We start from the raw sequence: 19,929 nt of genomic DNA, 5'->3' as shown, positions 1-19,929 counted from the left end.
GAGTATTGAAATATGGACGAACGTCAAGCGCTTATGTCATTCGCGGCACTGTCGCAGGAAACTCGTCTAGCGGTGGTGCGCACCCTTGTGGTCGCAGGCCCGGAGGGGATGGCTGCCGGAGCGATCGCTGAGAAGATGAACGTCTCGCCGTCCAACATCTCCTTCCATCTCAAGGAGCTCGAACGCGCAGGACTGATCGGGCAGAGACGTGAGTCGCGCTCGATTCTATACAGCGCCAACTACGATGCGCTCTCCGGTCTGGTGACGTTCCTCATGCATGACTGCTGCATGGGACATCCACGCGTCCTTGGGACACCCGAGAGCAAGGGGGACTGCTGCTCCACCGAGACACCGGAAGCGAACCCGCATGCGTGATACAAGGAACGCGACTTCGCTCACAACGATCTCTGCGCTCGGCCTGACACAGATCATCGGCTATGGGACGCTCTACTACTCGTTCTCGATCCTCGCGCCTGGCATGGCGAAGGATCTCGGCATCACGCTCGAGCAGGTCTTTGGCGTCTTCTCGGCCTCGCTCTTCATCGGAGGCCTATCGGCTCCCGTGATCGGCAGGCAGATGGACAGGGCCGGGGCAACGACCGTTCTCACCGTCGGATCGGTACTCTCCGCGCTCACGCTCGCGTTGTGTGCATGGTCGCCATCGGTACCGGTCTTCGCGCTCGCGATCGTCCTGTTGGAGATATCCTCGGGGATGGTCCAGTACCAGGCGGCATTCGCGGCGCTCGTTGAGAGCGAACCCAAGACGGCATCCCGGAGCATCACCTACCTGACGCTCATCGGCGGCTTCGCCTCCACGATCTTCTGGCCGATATCCTCCGCGCTGATGGAATGCCTGTCGTGGCGGGAAATCTACCTGGCGTTCGCCGCCCTCAATCTGCTCGTCTGCATGCCCCTGCATTTCTGGATGATGCGGAGGGGAAAGGCTGCAAACGCCAGAGGAGCAACCCGCGAACGTGAACGGGTGATTGGTGTGATCCCGCCGGAAGCGCGCCGCGGCGCGATGATCGTCGTCTCAGCCGCCTTCGCCATCCTCGGGTTCACCCTAGCGTCCATCCTCGCGCATATGGTTCCGATGCTTGGGAATCTCGGTCTCGGGACAGCGGCGGTGGTCATCGGGTCGCTATTCGGACCGGCGCAGGTTCTGAGCCGCCTGATCAACATGATCTTCGGAACGCGGTTGTCGCCGCCCTTGCTGGCTGTCATATCGGCGGCGCTTATGGTGACTGGCATCGTCATCCTAGGCCTGAGCGGAAGCTGGCTGCCGGGGGCCATCGCGTTCGCCATATGCGTTGGCCTGGGATCCGGGATCAACTCGATCGCGCAGGGCAGCCTGCCGCTCTATCTGTTCGGGAGCGACGGTTATGGCGCGATCACGGGCAGGATGGCGGCGGCGCGGCTTGCCATGGGAGCGGCCGCGCCTTTGGTCTTCGCGATGGCAATGGAGCGGATCGGTGTCGGCTTGTCGTTGTTCGCCACGGCAGCCCTCGGCATGGTGGGCATGGCCGCGTTCGTCAGTGTGTCGATGGCGACGAGACAAAATACCGTCACCGTCGGCTGATCAGATCGAGCTCAACTTTACGCGCTGTTCGAGCTTCGCAGCGTCTTCCTTGCGCTCGCTATAGCGGTCGGTCAGATAAGAAGAGGCATCGCGGGTCAGCAGCGTGAACTTCACCAGCTCCTCGCAGACGTCGACGACACGGTCGTAGTAGGACGACGGCTTCATGCGCCCATCGGCATCGAATTCCTGAAAGGCCTTAGCGACCGAAGACTGGTTCGGAATGGTGATCATCCGCATCCAGCGGCCGAGGATGCGGAGCTGGCCGATGGCGTTGAACGATTGGCTGCCGCCGGACACCTGCATCACCGCAAGCGTCTTGCCCTGCGTTGGACGGACCGAGCCGACGGCGAGCGGGATCCAGTCGATCTGGGACTTCATCACGCCCGTCATCGCACCGTGACGCTCAGGGCTGACCCAGACCTGTCCCTCTGACCACTCCGACAGCTCCCTGAGCTCCTGGACCTTCGGATGACTGACTGGCGCGTCGTCGGGCAAGGGTAGTCCCTTGGGATCGAAAACCCGAACCTCGCATCCGAGATGATCCAACAGGCGGCGGGTTTCGTGGGCGAGCAGCCGACTGTAGGAGACCTCGCGTATCGAGCCGTAGAGGATCAAGATGCGCGGCTTGTGTGACGAGAACTTCGGGCGAAGGCGTCCAGGTCAGGCTGATGCAGATGCCGTTCCTCGAGGGCTGGAAACGTCTCAGACAATGCGCTTTCCCTTCTCGTCGAGAACCTTCTCCCCATCTTCCTTGGTGAAAGCGCCCTTGTGCGTGTCCGGCAGGATATCGAGAACGGCCTCGGACGGTCGGCTCAAGCGGGTGCCGAGCGGCGTGACGACGAACGGACGGTTGATCAGGAGCGGATCTTTGAGCATGGCGTCGATCAACTGGTCGTCGGTTAGATCCGGATTGTCGAGACCGAGTTCAGCGAAAGGCGTTCCCTTTTCACGGATTGCTTCGCGCACCGTCAGGCCAGCGTCGGCGATCATTTGCACCAGCGCTGCGCGGGATGGCGGTGTCTTCAGGTATTCGATGACTGTCGGCTCGATGCCGGCGTTGCGGATCATCTCGAGCGTGTTGCGCGAAGTCCCGCATGCGGGATTGTGGTAGATGGTGACATCCATTGTCATGTCCTTTCGGTAGCGATGTTCTTGGAGACGGCGGGGGCGGCTTCGTACCAGCCCTTCGAGCGGTTCACGATCCATACGACCGACAGCATCACAGGGACCTCGATGAGAACGCCCACGACTGTCGCGAGAGCCGCGCCGGACTGGAAGCCGAACAGGCTAATCGCCGCCGCGACTGCGAGTTCGAAGAAATTGCTGGCCCCGATGAGGGCGGAAGGCCCGGCAACGCAGTGCTGTTCTCCCGACATCCGGTTCAGCAGATAGGCCAGGCCAGAGTTGAAGTAGACCTGGATCAGGATCGGAACCGCCAGAAGGCCGATGATTGTCGGCTGCGCGATGATCTGCTCACCCTGAAAGCCGAAGAGCAGGATCAGCGTGGCGAGCAGTGCAAGGAGGGAGAGTGGTTGTAGCCGGGCGAGAAGACGGTCGAGCGACCGGGTCGTGCCATCGGCAGTGAGCCTCTTGCGGATGATCTGAGAGATGGCCACCGGGATGAGGATGTAAAGGACGACAGAGATCGTCAGCGTGTCCCATGGGACGGTGATCGCCGACAGTCCAAGGAGAAGTCCGACGATTGGAGCAAAGGCCACGATCATGATGGCATCGTTGAGTGCGACCTGGGACAGGGTGAAGTGCGGCTCGCCCTTGGTAAGGTTCGACCACACGAAAACCATAGCCGTGCAGGGCGCGGCCGCCAGAATGATCAGGCCGGCGATATAGGCGTCGATCTGATCGGCCGGAAGCACGGGGCGGAAGAGCCAGCCCACGAACAGCCATCCGAGCAGTGCCATCGAGAATGGTTTCACCGCCCAGTTGACGAAGAGCGTCACGCCGATGCCACGCCAGTAGCTTCCGACCTTCGCCAGAGACCCGAAGTCGATCTTGAGCAGCATCGGGATGACCATCAGCCAGATGAGCGCTGCGATCGGGATGTTCACCTTTGCGACGTCGGCCGCACCGATCGTGTGAAATACTCCGGGCATGAGGTGCCCGAGGGCGATGCCGACGACGATGCAGAGGAAGACCCATATGGTCAGGTATCGTTCGAAGGTGGACATCTCAATCCGCCTTCGCGGATTTGACGGAAGCGCCTTCGAGCGAGCCGATCTGGCGCACATGCTGTTCCAGCGCCATTCGGTCGATGGAGGCCAGCGGCAGGTTGATGAAGGCCGTGATGCGGTTCTTGAGGAAGCGGGCAGCCTGCGCGAAGGCGCGCTGGATCTCGACTTCCGAGCCGACAACCGCCGCAGGATCCTCGACACCCCAATGGGCGGTCATCGGATGGCCCATCCAGACAGGACACGCTTCCCCGGCGGCGCTGTCGCAGACGGTGAAGATGAAATCCATCTCCGGGGCGCCCTGTTTTGAAAAGACATCCCAGCTCTTGGATGTGAAGCCCGAAGATGGATAGCCGAGGGCGTCCAGCTCCTTGAGCGCGTGCGGATTGACCTCGCCCTTGGGCTGGCTGCCTGCGGAGAATGCCTTGAAGCGCCCGGCACCCTCCTTGTTGAGGATGGATTCGGCGAGAATGGAACGTGCGGAATTGCCCGTGCACAGGAAGAGCACGTTGTAGGTCTTGTCGGTCATGGTCGTGTTCCGTGGTTAGGTCGGTGGCTTGGACAGCTTCATGATCGTCGCCGATGCAGGGCACAGTCCCGAGAGCTGGCGGGTTGCAAGGATGGCAGACGGCACCTCGTCGCGCTCGACAGAGGCGAAGCCAATGTGTTCAAAGAACGAAGCCGTGTTTGCGGTGGCGAGATAGACGTCAGCGGAGGGCGGTGCCTTCTCGATCGTCAGCTCCACCAGATGCCGCCCATGCCCCCGCGAACGGTGGGCGGGGAGGATTACGAGAGACCGCAGGAGAACGGAATCGTCACCGCAAGCCTCGATGCCGGAATATCCGATTGCTCGCCCCTCAGCGTCCACGCAGACGAAGTAATCGCGGTCGGAGCCGTCCAGATCGTCGACCAGAAGCCCCGCTGCCGTCAGTGCCGCGCGGAGATTGTCGGACACAGGAACGGGTTCGAGTCTCAGTTGGCGCATGACTGGGAGCTCCCGGGCACGCAGCAGGGTGTGAGATCGGCGATCAGAGGAGCGCAAAGTTCAGCGTTTCCGCCGCAGCAGTCTTTCAGCAAGAACAGGGTCAGCTCGCGGAAGCCTTCAAGATCGGCCCTGTAGATGATGGAGCGGCTCTGTCTCTCGCTTTTGACGATTCCGGCTCGCGCCAGCGTCGCAAGATGCGCGGACATCGTATTTTGCGGGATGTCCATTAACCGCGCGAGTTCACCGGCCGGGATGCCGTCCGGTTCAGCCTTTACCAGCAGACGGAAGGTCTCGAGCCTCGTTGTCTGCGCCAGGGCGGCCAGTGCCGCAATCGCGTTCTTTGCTTCCATGTATCCAGAATAACGGATATGTGACCAATGTCAATTGCGAGGGGGAGATTCGAGATCGAGTGGGCAGTGAACACCCATCCTGAATAGGATCAAGGACGAGAAGGGTATCGTCCGTCGCTCGAATCGCCGGCATCACTGCAAGTTCAAGATCGGGATTAAGGCATTGAGTATGCCCGCAACAAGTAACACACGAGCGACATGCAAGCCATCGTAGATCGTTACTGAAAATATGTTTGCGCCAGATAGTCTAGCTTGGGTGACAGCGGTTCGCGATACATCGCTTCTCTGCAGCATAACCGGCTCAAGAAACTTCAAAAACTATTCGGGGTCCGCGTTCGTGGCGGGAACTGTCGAAGGATTCGGCGCGTCGAGTCCGGCGCGGCATGAACTTTGTCGATGCCAAAATTGGGAGCTCAATTCGGAGAGCGCTACCCAAGGTTATTCGCCAGGAAACCTCCGAGCGACTTTGCCTCTTTGGACAAACTTGCCCGACCTTTCACCAGCGCTATCTCAGACGCCGGCTGATCGTCGAAGCCATCAGCAGGACCTAGCTGCCGGTGTTCGGAAAGCACCGCATCGGATGGCAACAGACTGATCCCGAGGCCCGAAGCGACCGCTGCCTGCACACCAATCAAGCCTTGGCTCGTATAGGCAATCCTCCAACGGCGACCGCTTTGCTCGATAGCGCGGATAGCCCGATCCCGGTAGATGCATCCGACGGGAAACACCGCAAGTGGCACGGGGTCGGCCTCGATGGAACGCGTGGCGCATTGAACCCAAACCAGTTTCTCCTTCCAACTAGCAAGACATTGCCCATTACCGGGCTCGCGCTTGATCAGCGCGAGGTCAATTTCGCCCGCGTCCAATTGACGTCGAAGCTCTGTGCTCCAGCCGCTGACGGTGTCGAGTCTGATATGGGGCGATGCCGCAGAAAATCCCGACAGGAGATCGATGAGGCGTCGCCCGGCAAAATCCTCCGGCACCCCAAGGCGCACGGTTCGGGGTGCAAAAGGTTTCCGCATGACTTCGGCGGCTTCCGCTGCGGTCGCAAGTATCCTGCGGGCATAGCTCAGCAGTAATTCCCCGGCCTCAGTCGTCTCTACGGTTCCTGACGATTTGTCCCGACGCAGCAGGGCAGAACCGATGTTGAGCTCAAGCTTCTTGATCTGCTGGCTCACCGTCGATTGCGTGAGGTGCACCCGCTCGGCGGCCTTAGTGAAGCCGCCGCAATCAACGACCGCGGCAAAGGTTTTCAGGAGGTCCAGATCGAAGCCGAAGCTCATTTGATTTCTCGATTATCGATATGATGATATTTAATTTTCCAATGATTGATGTGTTTGTCAATGTCTGGCTGAAAAAGGAGACAAGACATGACATTGCATGGAGCAAGACCAACATGGTTGACCTTTGATTGCTACGGAACCCTGATCCAGTGGGACGAAGGGTTGCTATCGGCGATGGACAGGATACTGTCCGCAAAAGGTGGCGATATCGATCAGCAAACCTTCATCGCAGTCTATGACCGACATGAACATGCACTGGAAGCGGAGCGTCCGCACCGAACCTTTGCCGAAGTCAGCGCCCTTGCTCTGGAAAGAGCGATGGTCGAATTCGACCTTCCGTTCGAGGCTGCAGATGCCGAGATCCTGACGTCGTCCATTGGCAGGATGCCGCCGTTTCCGGAGGTTGTGGCAACACTGGAAAAGCTGAAGGCTGCGGGTTTCCGCCTCGCCATCATCTCGAATACGGACGACGCCATCATCGCGGGAAATGTCGCCCAGCTTGGAAGTTCAATCGACCGCGTCATCACGGCGGAACAAGCTGGTGCCTACAAGCCCTCCGTCCAGACCTTCCGTCACGCCTGGCAAAGCCTTGGCATTGGTATGGACGATCTGGTGCACATCTGCGCCAGCCCACATCTTGATCTTGCTGCAGCGCGTGAGCTTGGATTTCGCACAGTTTGGATTGACCGTGGCACGGGCCGCAAACCGCTTTCTGATTACCACCCGAATGCAATCGCCCTGACGCTCGACAAGGTACCTGCCATCCTTGCCGCAGCGGGCTGGATGTAACCCTGAGGAGACACGAATGGCGCATGAGCTGAATATTAACAAGGGGAACCACACTCCACGTCACAATCTCCCGCTCGATAGCGAGGAGATCTGGCAAGCCAGGATCGACCTTGCTGCTTGCCTTCGCATGGCTGCTCACCTGGGCCTTGAAGAGGGAATCTGCAATCATTTCTCGGCCCTTGTGCCCGGGCATCCCGAACTCTTCATCGTCAACCGCCTCGGCTGGGCGTTTCAGGAGGCAACCGCCTCATCGCTGCTGATCTGTGATTTCGAGGGCAACGTTGTTGTCGGTGATGGCGTCCCGGAAGCGACCGCCTTCTACATCCACGCGCGACTGCATAAGATGTCGCCGCGGGTCGGCGCGGCATTTCATACTCACATGCCGAACGCCACAGCGCTTAGCATGGTCGAAGGCGAGCCATTGGTCTGGGCGGGGCAGACGGCGCTCAAGTTCTACGGTCGTGTCGCGGTGGATGACAACTACAACGGCCTCGCGCTGGACGAAAGCGAGGGCGACAGAATTGCCTCTGTGCTTGGTGACAGAGATATCTTGTTCATGAGAAATCATGGCGTCATGGTCTGTGCACCCAGCATAGCCGAGGCTTGGGACGATCTCTACTATCTTGAGCGTGCCGCCGAAGTCCAGTTGAAGGCGATGGGTTCGGGCCGCAGGCTCCTGCCGGTTTTACCTGATGTCGCCGCCGAGGCGGCCCGGCAAATGAGGGAAGGCGATCCGGAAAGTGCCAGGATGCATCTCCAAAGCATCCGGCGGATGCTTGAGCGCCAGGCGCCAGACTATCGAGACTGATCGGATGAGAAACGGAGCATTTGAAAGCTCTTTAGTCATTGTGTGTTCGTTTCCGCGCAGAACTGAACCGGATCACTTCTGCGCGGAATATTCAATTCAAGGAACTTGACGCGCGGGTATAGCGCCTACCGACAATCAGGTCCGGTCGGTCAAGTTCGGGAGCGATCTTGGACGTCGTGAATATGAATTTGATGGGGAACAACGGACTGCTCGGAGAGTGCCACGATCAACCGCTGAAAATTCCACGATCGTTCCTCAACCATGCCCTTATCTTCGATGTTGTCGAAGAGCATCCAACGAGGGAGCTTGAATTGCTTGTCTATCAAGGAGCTTGCGAGCAGCCCCAAGGCAAAGCTGTTCTTCAAGATCACCATGCCGCTAGCGCTGCCCCTACGGTTCTTTTCGCCGTTTATGGCGACCCAGTCATCGGCGAATGAGAACGAAACATGCTGGACGTCTCCGAAGTCGCTGTGTTCCTGCAGATCTTGATCCAGCAAGGCTTTTGTTGGTTGGAAAAATGCAAATCCGATCCAAGCTGTATTGCCGCATTGCTGCATGAACGAGCGCCCGCCGCCAAACGGGTGGTCTTTGAGACCGGCCTCTTTCGATATGGTTTACCACGCCCTGACCGATGCAGGGATTCCGGCGATTTGCATTGATACAAGGCATGCCAAAGCGGCCCGCGATATGGCGGCCAACAAAACAGACGCAAATGATGCAGACGGACTGGCGCAGCTTGCTGAGGTGGGTTTTTTCCTCGAGGTTCGGGTCAAAAGTTATGACAGCATGCTCACCCGGACGCTGGTTGCGGCGCGCACACGTTTGGTGACGATCAATGGGCGTCGCCAACGGCTAGCCGTTTCGACCATTACCTGCTCTGACAAAGATTTACTTTCCGCCAGCGTCCCGATGGACTGGCGTCAGGACGTCCCTGCCGGGACGTAGGCAGGATGATTCCGCGTGTTGGGGTGCAACCGTTGCCAATAGCGGATTGCGTCGTCCACATTGGAACATCCCACCCTGCGAAGCCCCATCATGCGGCGACCACGACGTGTCGACCGCGAAGACGACCCTGCTTCCGGCAAGCGCTCAGGTGACGCATTCGAAAACCAGAGGCCTGGCGCTTAACCGTTTGCTTTCCGGAACTCACCGTAGTCCCGGAAGAAGCGAATATTGAAAAAAACGCTTGCAAAATGCCACGCTATTAGACGACCCCATCGCTCACCACTTGCCCAGGTTCATCGAGCAGATTTACATGCCAAGCGACTACATTAAGCCCTTGGCTACTTGTCGCCAGCAGAATTCGAAACTCAACTCGCCCAGCAGGCGGCTTAGTTTGAAGCGTTTCGCTGGTCCAGCCCGAGGGATTCACTCCATAACCGGCTCAGTTCCGCGTGGAAACCACTACTTACCCTTTAGGAGGGAACTGATGGCAAGGCGTTTCGTCTATACGGTCTTCGTGTTTGCGCTTGCCGCATATTGTCTGTGGTGGGTCTATAACCATTGGTGAGGGCTGGCTTCTCTACTATCGACCAGCAGCAGCTCTACGCTCCTCGGACTGGATAGCCCGTCGTGGATGCGCTTGGTCACCGTCCCGATGTTGTTGATGTCCCAGAAGAGAGCGGGATCGCCGTGATGTGGGATGAGATGGTTAGCCACCGGTGAGTTCGGATCGGTGCCAGTGCCCGAGCAGATCTCTCCGCTACGCTGGCAGAAGTAGAGGTCACGCTCGAAGGCCTGAAGCCTGAGACGTTCCCATCGTGGGGTGTTGTACCAGGCGCGCCATGGCTGCGTCTGGCGTCGGTACTGATCTCTCGCCTTCTCTCCCTTGGCGCGACCGATGAGTGGTGGCAGAGTAGCCACGAGAGGCTTGATCGTCCTGAGTTTAGTCATGGCGCGCTCGCAGGGAGGAAGAGATGGAACGCAACCGAGCCTTCAAGGTTGAGGTGGTTCCCCTAAGGAGCCAGTACCTCGTAACCGTTGAAGAAAACGACGCAGTCACGGATCGTGAAATCTTCTCTTCTCGCGAGGCGGCAGAAGAATACAAGAACGATCAGGTTCGACGTCTCACCTCAAAATACGCGACGATGGGCCGTTGACCTGACTTTTGCCCGCTGTGGAGAAGTTTAACAACGCGGAAAATCTGTCGCCAAAGCCGTTTCGGATTGGCCATAGCTCTGTAAAGGTTCCATCAAGGTCAGCTCGTGCCTAAAGCCCACCCGTGCTACCTTCGTTGAAACGGAGGAGACTAGCTTGGAAGACGCTGAAATCGAACGACGTGCGAGGCAGCTATGGACAAAGGAAAACCCCGGAAGGCCTTGGCAACCTGTAGCCCAGCGTATTGAGCTGGGGCAGGATCTATCCATTGGCGCAACCGAAGAGGACAGAAGGCGCTACATTCAGCGGGTTCGAGACGGCGAGTAGCTAAGCGGCACGCAGCAGAGGAGGATCGCACCTTAGACGTGGCCACTGGCGACCGTCCCGCCTTAAGTAACACGGCCTCAGCAAGACTGACGTTCTACGAAGGGCGGCCGCTTACCCCTTGATTGACCTCGGGATCCATGCCTCTATTCAACCTCAGGTCGGGTAAGGGTTTGCCGTAACCGCTTCGAGGACGTGGACAGCCAGCTTCGCGACGGCGCGGGGCAGTCGCGGTGTCGTCCCCGTGCTGGGTGCAATTGAAAACTCTGGGATGGACATTTTGCGCAAGAATTCCACAAGGGTCGGCCCCGGCTATCCGCAGGTCGTCGTGCTCGTCGGTGCTACGGGTGATCTCTCCCGGCGTAAACTGCTTCCGGGGTTGTTCCACCTTGTTAACGCCGGTTTCATCCCGGGTTGCCGGATCGTCGGCGTGTCGCTCGACGATATCGATGTCGATGGTTTTCGCACCATTGCTCGCGAGGCGCTGGATAAGTTCTTGACCCGCAAGTTCACGCAGGCTGAATGGGAGACTTTTGCCGCATCACTTGATTACGCACCGATCGGCGCGGGTGCCCACGTGCTGAAGGACGCGGTAACTAAGGCTGAAGAGGCAATGGGACCAGAGACGCGGCGCGTGCATTACCTGTCGGTGCCGCCGAAAGCGGCGCTCCCAGCCGTGCAGCTTCTCGCCGAGGCCGGGCTGGTGGAGCGTTCCCGTATCATCATGGAAAAACCGTTCGGAACAGACCTTGCCAGCGCCGTGGAACTCAACAGCAAACTGCACGAGGTGTTCGACGAGAAGCAGATCTTCCGTATAGACCACTTCCTCGGAAAGGAGCCGGCGCAGAACATCCTGGCGTTCCGCTTTGCTAACGGCCTGTTCGAGCCGATCTGGAATCGCAATTTCATCGACCATGTGCAGATCGATGTGCCGGAGACGTTAGGTCTTTCGACCCGCGCGGCATTCTACGAGACCACCGGCGCCTATCGCGACATGGTGGTGACCCACCTCTTTCAGATCCTCGCCTTCATGGCAATGGAGCCGCCCACAGCCCTTGAACCAGCGCCGATCTCCGAGGAGAAGAACAAGGTGTTCCGCTCCATGCTGCCGATCGAGCCGCGCGACGTGGTGCGCGGTCAATATATCGGCTATCGCAAAGAGCCGGGGGTCGATCCCGAGAGCGACACCGATACGTTCATCGCTCTCAAATGCGCAATCGACAATTGGCGCTGGGCGGGCGTCCCCTTCTTCCTGCGTACTGGCAAGCGCCTGGCTCAAGGGCAGCGCATTATCTCGATTGCCTTCCGCGAGCCGCCGAAATCGATGTTTCCGGCGGGTTCCGGCGTCGGCGCGCAGGGGCCGGATCACCTCACCTTCGACCTCGCCGACGCCTCCAAGGTCTCTCTTTCCTTTTACGGCAAGCGCCCAGGTCCGGGTTTCCGGCTCGACAAACTCTCGCTGCAGTTCGCCATGAGTGAAACAGGCTTGATCGGCGAAGTCTTGGAGGCCTATGAGCGCCTGATTCTCGACGCTATGCGCGGCGACCACACGCTGTTCACCACCGCCGAGGGGATCGAACGGCTCTGGGAGGTCTCGCAGCCGCTACTGGACAACCCGCCGCCGGTGCGCCTCTACGATCAGGGCGGCTGGGGCCCGAAATCGATCCACCAGCTTATCGCACCGCATGCGTGGAGGCTGCCTTTCGAGCGGGCCTGGCGGGATTCATCGAAGGTTGATTGACGGCACTAAATTAGCAAAAGCAACTCGGAATGCCGAATGGACAAGTCTCTGAGTGCCAGCAACCAGTACCTCCCACAATCTCGTCGCATAACCGCTTGCGATCGCAGTTCGTCTCATGCGGACCGTAGGCTGAAGGGTGATGGTGCAGTCACGCCTAGGACGCGTCTGCGAAGGTATCGTTTAGGGTGCCCTTAAGCGTTAACTATGAGTGAACCCCTGCATTGATGCCGTCAGGGCAACGGCTTCAGCAGCCGGAGCCTGTTCCCCGGCGCAAACGCGACGATCTTGTCCTGTTCTAACGCATAAAGGACTGCCATGATCTCTTTCTGCTAGAGCCCGGCGGCGCTCAGTGGAACCCCGATGGCCGATAGATTTATCGTCATGTCGGGCTTCACCTTCAGTGCGCGCAGCTTCTCGGTCAGGGCGGCTTCCGTATCTTCAAATCGACTCATATCGCTACCACAGCGGAGATCTGGCTGGATTAGCACCATGTCCCAGTCAAGGCGTTCACCCCTCTTCTGGCGGCAAGCGAAGTTGCCTGCGGCTTGGCGCTAGTGGATTGGTGGTCGCAAGCGACGGCGTCGAGCCTAAACACCCGTGTCCCCGGTTTCGCAGACGGAGCAAGATCGGTGCGAGGAGCGCCGTCCATCGTTGATGGAATACTCGACCTTGGAACAATAAGGTGACAGCCGCTTACTTCGGTCCCTGCGCCGAGTCCTGTTCGATGGCACTGACGCAGATTGGGCCGGTTGGAAGAGATCTTTGCGCTCTGGCCGGAGCAACTAGACCGCAGCAACTACGAAAGGCACCAGGCTCAAGCAGATGACCAACCTTGGGCACATGAATTCCGACTCCTCGGCGGGACTGCGCGGCGACAATCACGGTGAGATTCGTATTGCAATCCTGATCGCCGCGCTATAGGGACATTCATTCGGCGCTCTACCCGCCTGGATGTCAAACCACATCGCGTGGCACGCAAGCCTGGATCGGCAGTTAGTTGGCCCTGCTCCCGGGCCGTCGCGCGTTCAACTTTCAGACGGGCACTGCGCTGCTACGAACAACAGCGAGGGATGCGTTTCGCCACCGTCGAAACTTGCCGCGACCCCGAGCCCTTGTTTATGTGACAGCGTCGGAATGGCCCCTGCAACCGATCTGCAACTCCTTCGATCATATGGAACATTCTATGTCAGAACATAGCTTCAGGCATAGCAGTTCATACCAGCGCTCATAGCCTGTCCGTCCATAACTAGGCTGGTCTCGCGATCACCAGACGGGGTTTATGCACCCTTGCCAAAAACAGCCGTTTAACGAAAGCTAGCGGGTTGTGTGGCGTCTGGAGCGGAAGGGCTCAGGATCGGAGGAATGCGGTGCGCGGGCGTATCTGCTCTCCCACACTCACATCTCAGCCGCGCAGAAGCGGCAGCAGCTGATTTCCCTGCCGTCTGATCTCCGCGAGGTAAGGCGTATCGGAGAGCACGAAATGCGTGATGCCCAGATTTTGATACTTGCGCAAGGAATTGGCGACGTCCGCCGCAGAGCCGACCAGCCAGGTCGTGCCGGCGCCGCCGCCGCCGAATTTGCCGGGGGCGGTATAGAGATTGTCGTCGAGGACGTCGCCTGACTGGTGTAGGTCGAACAGCCGCTGCTGACCGACCGCGACCGCCCTGCGGTGATCGCTCCAGCCGGCGCCATTGCCCTTGGCCATTTCGGCAACCTTCGCTTCGGCGTCGGCCCATGCCTGCTCGGTGGTGTCGCGCACGAGCGTGGTGATCCTCAGCCCGAACTCGAGCGGGGGTAGATCTCGGTCGAGCTCCCGGCTCAACGCCTTCAGGCGCGCGATTCGCTCGCGGACACCGTCGAGCGGCTCGCCCCAGAACAGTTGGACATCCGCCTCGGTGGCCGCGACGCGTTCGGCCGCCTCGGAGGCGCCGCCGAAATAGAGCTTCGGGTGGCGACGATCGCCGCGGATCTGGATGCGCGGTATGACGGTCGACTCGGAGACGCCAAAGTGCTCGCCGTTATAGCTGACGGCTTCTTCCGTCCAGAGCCTGCGAACCAGAGCCATGAACTCTTTGGTGCGGGCGTAGCGCTGCGCCTGATCTCCTTCTTGGTCGCCATAGGCGGAGAGATTGTCGAGGCCGGAGACGATGTTGACGCGTACGCGCCCGCCTGTCAGGTGGTCGAGTGTCGCGGCCGCCGACGCGAAGTTCGCAGGCCGCCAGTAGCCGGGGCGGACAGCAATTAGCGGTTCGAACGTCGTCGTGCTCGCCGCAAGCGCTGCCGCAACGGTAAAGGTATCAGGTCTGCCCCAGCCCGTTCCGATAAGCGCACCTTTCCAACCGTGCTGTTCGAGTGCCCGGGCATGATCCATCAGCGTTGCGAGGCTGTTGTGATTTTCAGCGACGGTATCGCCCCGATGCCCCGGCCTCGTGTCATTTGGTATGTACCAGAGGAATTCGGCGTCTTTTCTCATAGTTGCCCTGCGCTTGTGAAATCAAACAGTAAAGCTCTGGGTCATCACCCAATTATCGCGATGCGAGACGGCCGAGCGCATTGCGGGCGGCGATCGTGCGGATCATGTGGCTTTGCGGGGCATGGGACCGCGCTGTGATGGCGTCGCGGTGATGGCGCTCGAGGTGAAAGTCGCGGTTGAGACCGGGGTTTCCGGCGAGCTCAAGGGCAAGGCTGGTGATTGCGACTGCGTTGTCGATGACGACATGGCGGACGTGCATGCCATCCATTCCGACGACCCTGCCGGCATCGACGTCTTCGCCGAGTGAGCGCAGCAATCGAGCATTGGTTGCCAACCGGACTTCGATCTCTCCGAGCCCGTCCTGAATACGGGGAACCGTCGATAGCGGCGCGCCGAGGCTTGCCGGCGTGTGATGGGCGGCGAAGGCGAGCACGCGGTCGCGCGCGGACAGCGCCACGCCATGATAGACCGCACCGATCAGCGAGAAGAAGAAGGCGGTTGCATGCTCTTCGCGACGCAGCGGCTCGGAGGCAGGCTGGGATTCGACAATGTCCTCCAGCGGAACGACGACGTTGTCGAGAATGATATCATCGCTCGCTGTCGCATGCATGCCGGCGGCATTCCATTTCTTCTCGATGCGCACACCCGGGCTGTCGGTGGGAACGAGGAAGGATGCCAGCCGCGGCACCTCCTCGTCGGTTAGCGCCAGCAGCGACACCCATTTCAGCACCGGTATGCCGGTCACGTAGCTCTTGTGGCCGCTGATGCGCCAGACGTCTCCGTCGCGGCGCGCGATGGTCTCGGGCAGCGCACCGTGGGCGGGGGAACCGATGCGTGGCTCGGCCTGGGCGGCATTGATCAGCGCAGGACCGAGCCGGTTGGCCGTCAGTACCCGCTCCGCGAGGTGGGCTGGCCACTTCGCGAAGCGGCGCAGGCTGTAGTGGCTGTTGTAGTGCATGGCAAGCACAAGCGCGGTCGAGGGTTCGCCGCGGGCGATTTCGGTAATCACCGCTTGTGCCTCGGCAAGCCCGCCACCATGGCCGCCATGCTCGGGCGCCGTCACCAGTCCAAGCAGGCCGGCCTCGAAGAGACGCGTGAAGTTCTCGAACGGAAAATCTCCCGTCGCATCAAAGTGAGCGGCGCGCTCGGTGAAATCGACGGCGAGCCGCCGCGCCTTGTCAACCGGATCGATCTTTTCCTGAAGCATGGTGTGCTGGTCTCCCGGTTCAGGCCACGGCGCGCCGGTCGAAGGCGTCGATGTGGCGGCGGTCAACCCAGTCAGCGATGTCGAAATCGGCGGCGAGGAAGCCGAAATCGCGCAGAAAGTCCTTGTAGTGCCCGATTGCGTCCACCAGTTCCGGCTGCAGGCCAAGGCCGAGGTGCTTGTGGATATCAGGGCCATTGGCGGCAAGAACCTGCTCTTCCGTGGCACCTGCCTCGCGCGCGACGAACCGCCTCGTTTCATCGGGATGTGCTTTGGCCCAGGAGCTTGCCTTGAAGATCGATTCCAGCAGGAGCGCAACGAGATCCGGCCGCTCGTCGGCGAGCAATTCGTCCACTGTCAGCACGCGGGGCGAGCCGGAATTGATGCGGATCTTCGGATCGGGGTGGAAGCCGAACTCCGCCACCTCAACGGCGCCTATCAGGTTGGCGACATTGATGCCGGCCGTGCCTTTCACATAGATGGCGTCGACGTCGCCGAGAATGAGGGCGGCGACTTCCTCGCCATAGGCCTGCCGGCGCTTCAGCCCGAAGAGGGAGGGGCCTTCCTGGGTAGACAGCACGGAGTCCGAAAGCGCGATTTCGACGATTTCGACGTCTTCGACTGCCAGACCTTCGAGCGAGAGGGCGGAAATCAGCCCCTTGAGAGCCGTGGCACGCATGAAGTCGACGATACCTTCAGGGCGGCGAGCGATGCCGAAGCGGCGTCCTTTCAGGTCCTTTGTGGTCTTGATGCCGGTTTCAGCCAAAGTGATGATCGCCTGGAATTCATCGGTCCAGGTGATGCCGACGAGCCGTGTCTTGCGGCCCTCGGAGCGGGCGCGGATCGGGGGGACATTGCCGCCATGGCGGAACGACCAGTCGAGCGCGTGGTTGAAATGGCTCTGGCGAATGTTGCGATCGGGTGAATCGATGATCGATTTCAGCGTCACGCCGTCCTTGCGGAAATTTTCCTCGAGATAGCCGAGCTGCGCGGCAAGACCGACGGGCGTCGGCACCGGGCAGCGCGTGTACCAGATTTCGGAAATGGCATTGCTTGTCATGGCATTTCTCCTAGTGGCGCAAGCCGGCTTGCTTCATCAGCGGCAGCACGTTGGAGCCGAAGAATTCGAGATCGTCGCGGAAGTCGAAGAAGCTGAGCTGCAGGCCGTCGACGCCAGTCTCCTTCAGCTTGACGAACTGGTCGACGACCTGTTGGGGCGATCCGATCACGCGAATATTGCCGCCGATGGCGCGGTAGGGATCCTGGGGATCGCGTCCCTTCCAGGCCTGCGCATCCGAGTTCAACGACTGGAAGCCCTGCGGCGACCGCTGGTCGGCATGGGCCACGATCCGGTCGGCGAGTTCCCAGGCCTCTTTCTCCGTCGGCCGGCAGATCACCATCGGGTTGAGCAGCGTGCGCACGGTGCGTCCGACGCCGATTGCCGCGTCCTTCACGCGTTTTGTATGCGCCGGCAGCGATTCCAGCGCACTGTCGATGTCGGCACCCGTCGGGCTGGTGATGAAGACGATATCCGAGTAGCGACCGGCAAAGGCGATGCCGGCATCTGAACCTGTGGCGTTAACGAGGATCGGACGGCCGAAATTTGGCTTGGGCGTGACGAAGCCGCCGCCGAGCTTCCAGCTGCTCTCGCCTTCGAAGGAGAAGTTTTCGCTGTCGCTCCAAAGGCGCTGCACGACCTCGAGGAATTCGGCTGCCAGCTCATAACGCTTGTCGTGTTCGATGCGCGGCCAGCCGAACATCTCGTGCTCGACCGCCCGGTGGCCGGTGACCACGTTGATGCCCCAGCGGCCGCCGGTGATATGGTCGAGCGTTGCCCCGAATTTCGCCAGGTGCAGCGGGTGCCATGGGCCGTAAAGCACATGCATGGTCGAGATCAGCATGATCTTCTTGGTGAGGCCGGCAAGCGCCGCCGTCGATACGAAGCTGTCGAGCGCCTGGCCGTCGAAGACGCCGCCATAGCCGCCCTTGGGCAGCCATTGCGACAGCGCGAAGACTAGATCGAAACCGAGCTCCTCGGCCTTCAGCGTCAAGGCCTTGTTGTAGTCGAAGCGCCAGTCGGTCGATCGCTCGAGCGTCGATTGCGTCCAGCCGCCCGCCTGGATCGGCAGGAACAGGCCGAGGAGGACGGGCTGCTTGAGCGCCTGGGACAGCGGGCTTTCCGGGAAATCGGTCGGGGCGGCGAATTTCGGCAGGCCGACGATCGATCCGGGACGAGGTTGAATGGACATGATTATGCTCCCGTTGGTCTGGTTCAGGACGCTGCGACGTAGGCATAGGCGAGGCTGCCCGCGATGCCTTCGCCGCCAATCGTGTGATCGGAGATCCGCTTGTTGTAGATCGTCACTTCCGGCTGGCTGACGATGTCGATCGCCGGGACGTCCTCAACGAGGAGCTGCTGGATCTGGCGCCACTGCTCGACACGCTTCGTCGGATCGACCTCTATGGCGGCCGCTTCGAGCAGTTCATCGACCTTTGGGTTGCTGTAGGCCGCGCCGTTCGAGAAGGGAACGCCCGGCTTGAAGTTCTTGCTCCAGTAAAGGCGCTGCACGCCAACCGTCGGATCGAAGAGATTACTCATGCCCTCGAAGGCGAAGTCGAAGTCGCGATCAGTGTAGATGCGTTTCGTGTAGGTCGCGAAATCCTGGCTGCGGACAGTGGCGTCGATGCCGACCTTTGCCAATGCCTGGCGGATATACTCGGAGCCGCGCGGATAGGTCTCACCGCTCGGCACGTAGTCGAGATTGATGCGGGCGCGGATGCCATCGGCGCCACGCGGGTAACCCGCCTCATCGAGCAGCTTCTCGGCTGCGGCAAGATCGATCGGATAGGTCTTGAGATCCGGCACGTACCATTTGGCGAGGTTGGGATTGATCGGTCCGGGGATGGCGGCGCCGTAGCCGTAGTTGATGGTGTTGAGGATGACGTTCCGGTCGATGACATGGGCGAAGGCGCGGCGCACGCGCACATCCTTGAATAAGGGGCGCTCGAGGTTGAACTCGATGCGGCTGACGCCGTTCTGGTATTGATAGCCCTTGGTCTCAAAGGCGAGCCCTTCGACAGCCTGCAGACGTTCGAGATCGCTGAGCGGCACAGGCGTCGAGGGCGCGAGATCGATCTCCCCGGTCTCGATCGCGATCGAGCGGGCGGCGGCATCAGGAACGAAGCGGATGATCAGCTGGTCGAGATACGGGCGTGGCTGGTCCCAGTAGTCCGGGTTGCGCTCATAGACGATATGGCTGCCGCGTACCCACTCCTTGAACTTGAAGGGGCCGGTTCCGATCGGCGCCAGATTGGCCGGATTTTCCGCGACCTTGGTGCCTTCATAGATATGGCGCGGCACGATCGGCGTTTCGGAGGCCGCAAGCGCGGTGATCAGATAGGGCGCCGGCTTGGAAAGCTTGAGGATGGCCGTCAGTGCGTCGGGCGTTTCGATATCGACGAGATTGAGGAAGGTGTTGCGACCGCGCGGGTGCACTTCCTTCAGGGTCTTGATCGAGAAGGCGACGTCTGCGGAGGTAAAGGGCTGGCCGTCATGCCATTTCACGGCGCCGCGCAGCTTGAAGGTATAGGTGAGGCCATCGGGGCTGACGGTCCATTCCTCGGCCAGCAACGGTTTCGGATTGAGTTCGAAGTCGTAGGTCAGAAGGCCTTCCGTGGTCTTGGGCGAGACATAGACCGCGTTATACGCCGTGTGGGCGATCGTCGTCAGAACCGGCGGCTCGGCGGCAAGCAGAAGCGTTGCCGTGCCTCCGCGGGTTGCCGTTGCTGCAAAGGCCGGGAGCCGCATTGTAGCGGTAACACCGAGTGCGACCGAGGCCAGGAGAAAGCTGCGGCGGGTGGCTGCGGGAAATAGTGACATCTTGTTCAACCCTCATGATCCAGGGGCCGTCGCGGCCCGCTTCAGTGCCATTCCGCAGATCGATCCTGCTTTAGAGATTTTTGCCCATTCATCGCTGCGAAGTGGGATGGAAACCTACTATTTGTCGATATGCGGTACAATATTTCTAAAAGTGCGCCATATGGCGATTTCCTTGGAATTATTTACCAATATGGATTTGACAAAACCCACAGAATTAGTCAACTACTAAA

At 60.1% G+C, this 19,929-nt stretch carries 20 protein-coding genes and 2 pseudogenes; 7 read left to right on the top strand and 15 right to left on the bottom strand.

The window, feature by feature from the left end; translation table 11 throughout:
- The first annotated feature begins 12 nt into the window (after positions 1-12).
- Together RGCCGE502_RS32035 and arsK are read left to right on the top strand one after the other, a co-directional pair.
- Entirely contained in the window at positions 13-375 is a 363-nt protein-coding gene (locus tag RGCCGE502_RS32035) for an ArsR/SmtB family transcription factor (RefSeq protein WP_016558385.1), read from the top strand.
- On the top strand, positions 368-1,579 hold the full coding sequence (arsK, locus tag RGCCGE502_RS32030) for an arsenite efflux MFS transporter ArsK (RefSeq protein WP_016558384.1): 1,212 nt from the start codon (positions 368-370) through the stop codon (positions 1,577-1,579). Before RGCCGE502_RS32035 ends, arsK begins: the two co-directional genes overlap by 8 nt.
- On the opposite strand, the pseudogene arsH reads toward arsK, so the two are convergent.
- The 7 genes and pseudogenes from arsH to RGCCGE502_RS31995 form a co-directional block, all read right to left on the bottom strand.
- Positions 1,580-2,325: pseudogene (gene arsH, locus RGCCGE502_RS32025) on the bottom strand (arsenical resistance protein ArsH). It abuts the gene before it with no gap.
- Entirely contained in the window at positions 2,282-2,710 is a 429-nt protein-coding gene (gene arsC / locus RGCCGE502_RS32020) for an arsenate reductase (glutaredoxin) (protein ID WP_019280476.1), read from the bottom strand. The pseudogene arsH and the gene arsC overlap by 44 nt, the downstream one beginning before the upstream one ends.
- Entirely contained in the window at positions 2,707-3,765 is a 1,059-nt protein-coding gene (arsB, locus tag RGCCGE502_RS32015) for an ACR3 family arsenite efflux transporter (RefSeq protein ID WP_016558381.1), read from the bottom strand. Before arsB ends, arsC begins: the two co-directional genes overlap by 4 nt.
- A gap of 1 nt (position 3,766) precedes the next feature.
- Positions 3,767-4,294 carry an arsenate reductase ArsC gene (locus RGCCGE502_RS32010; RefSeq protein ID WP_016558380.1) on the bottom strand — a complete coding sequence of 176 codons (528 nt, stop codon included), beginning with the start codon at positions 4,292-4,294 and terminating at the stop codon, positions 3,767-3,769.
- A 15-nt stretch (positions 4,295-4,309) separates the two neighbouring features.
- The gene (locus RGCCGE502_RS32005; RefSeq protein WP_016558379.1) at positions 4,310-4,750 is read right to left on the bottom strand and encodes a GNAT family N-acetyltransferase; all 441 of its coding nucleotides are present in this window, start codon (positions 4,748-4,750) and stop codon (positions 4,310-4,312) included.
- Positions 4,738-5,100 carry an ArsR/SmtB family transcription factor gene (locus tag RGCCGE502_RS32000; RefSeq protein ID WP_016558378.1) on the bottom strand — a complete coding sequence of 121 codons (363 nt, stop codon included), beginning with the start codon at positions 5,098-5,100 and terminating at the stop codon, positions 4,738-4,740. The genes RGCCGE502_RS32005 and RGCCGE502_RS32000 overlap by 13 nt, the downstream gene beginning before the upstream one ends.
- 428 nt (positions 5,101-5,528) lie before the next feature.
- A complete protein-coding gene (locus tag RGCCGE502_RS31995) occupies positions 5,529-6,383 on the bottom strand; it encodes a LysR substrate-binding domain-containing protein (protein ID WP_016558377.1) in 855 nt (284 codons plus the stop codon).
- A gap of 87 nt (positions 6,384-6,470) precedes the next feature.
- Here RGCCGE502_RS31995 and RGCCGE502_RS31990 point away from each other — a divergent pair, with 87 nt between their 5' ends.
- Together RGCCGE502_RS31990 and RGCCGE502_RS31985 are read left to right on the top strand one after the other, a co-directional pair.
- Positions 6,471-7,172: a haloacid dehalogenase type II gene (locus tag RGCCGE502_RS31990; RefSeq protein ID WP_016558376.1), complete on the top strand. Its 702-nt coding sequence runs from the start codon at positions 6,471-6,473 to the stop codon at positions 7,170-7,172.
- Between the two features lie 16 nt (positions 7,173-7,188).
- The gene (locus RGCCGE502_RS31985) at positions 7,189-7,980 is read left to right on the top strand and encodes an aldolase (protein ID WP_016558375.1); all 792 of its coding nucleotides are present in this window, start codon (positions 7,189-7,191) and stop codon (positions 7,978-7,980) included.
- A gap of 149 nt (positions 7,981-8,129) precedes the next feature.
- On the opposite strand, the gene RGCCGE502_RS37640 is transcribed toward RGCCGE502_RS31985, so the two are convergent.
- Positions 8,130-8,537 carry a hypothetical protein gene (locus RGCCGE502_RS37640; protein ID WP_016558374.1) on the bottom strand — a complete coding sequence of 136 codons (408 nt, stop codon included), beginning with the start codon at positions 8,535-8,537 and terminating at the stop codon, positions 8,130-8,132.
- On the opposite strand from RGCCGE502_RS37640, the pseudogene RGCCGE502_RS31975 reads away from it, so the two are divergent.
- Positions 8,427-8,814 (top strand): annotated as a pseudogene (locus RGCCGE502_RS31975) (IS110 family transposase); the annotation flags it as partial. The gene RGCCGE502_RS37640 and the pseudogene RGCCGE502_RS31975 overlap by 111 nt on opposite strands.
- A 660-nt stretch (positions 8,815-9,474) precedes the next feature.
- Here the strand turns inward: RGCCGE502_RS31975 and RGCCGE502_RS31970 are convergent.
- Positions 9,475-9,873, bottom strand: a complete 399-nt coding sequence (locus RGCCGE502_RS31970; protein WP_016558372.1) for a hypothetical protein — start codon at positions 9,871-9,873, stop codon at positions 9,475-9,477.
- A gap of 23 nt (positions 9,874-9,896) precedes the next feature.
- Between RGCCGE502_RS31970 and RGCCGE502_RS31965 the strand changes: the two genes are divergently transcribed.
- Together RGCCGE502_RS31965 and zwf are read left to right on the top strand one after the other, a co-directional pair.
- Entirely contained in the window at positions 9,897-10,079 is a 183-nt protein-coding gene (locus tag RGCCGE502_RS31965) for a hypothetical protein (RefSeq protein WP_016558371.1), read from the top strand.
- A 593-nt stretch (positions 10,080-10,672) separates the two neighbouring features.
- Positions 10,673-12,142 (top strand): glucose-6-phosphate dehydrogenase, encoded by a 1,470-nt coding sequence (zwf, locus tag RGCCGE502_RS31960; protein WP_016558370.1) that lies wholly within the window; start codon positions 10,673-10,675, stop codon positions 12,140-12,142.
- 329 nt (positions 12,143-12,471) lie between these two features.
- Here zwf and RGCCGE502_RS38860 read toward each other — a convergent pair whose 3' ends face one another.
- The 6 genes from RGCCGE502_RS38860 to RGCCGE502_RS31930 all read right to left on the bottom strand — a co-directional run bounded on the left by RGCCGE502_RS38860 (position 12,472) and on the right by RGCCGE502_RS31930 (position 19,699).
- Positions 12,472-12,594 carry a hypothetical protein gene (locus RGCCGE502_RS38860; protein ID WP_280114310.1) on the bottom strand — a complete coding sequence of 41 codons (123 nt, stop codon included), beginning with the start codon at positions 12,592-12,594 and terminating at the stop codon, positions 12,472-12,474.
- Between the two features lie 950 nt (positions 12,595-13,544).
- Positions 13,545-14,615, bottom strand: coding sequence for an LLM class flavin-dependent oxidoreductase (locus tag RGCCGE502_RS31950; protein ID WP_016558369.1), 1,071 nt, complete (start codon positions 14,613-14,615; stop codon positions 13,545-13,547).
- Positions 14,616-14,667: 52 nt separating this feature from the next.
- The gene (locus RGCCGE502_RS31945) at positions 14,668-15,822 is read right to left on the bottom strand and encodes an acyl-CoA dehydrogenase family protein (RefSeq protein ID WP_016558368.1); all 1,155 of its coding nucleotides are present in this window, start codon (positions 15,820-15,822) and stop codon (positions 14,668-14,670) included.
- A gap of 19 nt (positions 15,823-15,841) precedes the next feature.
- Positions 15,842-16,879 (bottom strand): ABC transporter substrate-binding protein, encoded by a 1,038-nt coding sequence (locus tag RGCCGE502_RS31940; protein WP_016558367.1) that lies wholly within the window; start codon positions 16,877-16,879, stop codon positions 15,842-15,844.
- A 10-nt stretch (positions 16,880-16,889) separates the two neighbouring features.
- Positions 16,890-18,068 carry an LLM class flavin-dependent oxidoreductase gene (locus RGCCGE502_RS31935; protein WP_016558366.1) on the bottom strand — a complete coding sequence of 393 codons (1,179 nt, stop codon included), beginning with the start codon at positions 18,066-18,068 and terminating at the stop codon, positions 16,890-16,892.
- Between the two features lie 23 nt (positions 18,069-18,091).
- On the bottom strand, positions 18,092-19,699 hold the full coding sequence (locus tag RGCCGE502_RS31930; protein WP_016558365.1) for an ABC transporter substrate-binding protein: 1,608 nt from the start codon (positions 19,697-19,699) through the stop codon (positions 18,092-18,094).
- Between the last annotated feature and the right edge of the window lie 230 nt (positions 19,700-19,929).

It is taken from the genome of Rhizobium grahamii CCGE 502 (assembly GCF_000298315.2).
In the GTDB taxonomy this organism is placed as follows: Bacteria; Pseudomonadota; Alphaproteobacteria; order Rhizobiales; family Rhizobiaceae; genus Rhizobium; species Rhizobium grahamii.
Note: the sequence above shows the minus strand (reverse complement) of the source record. Positions and strands in the feature narration are given on the sequence as shown.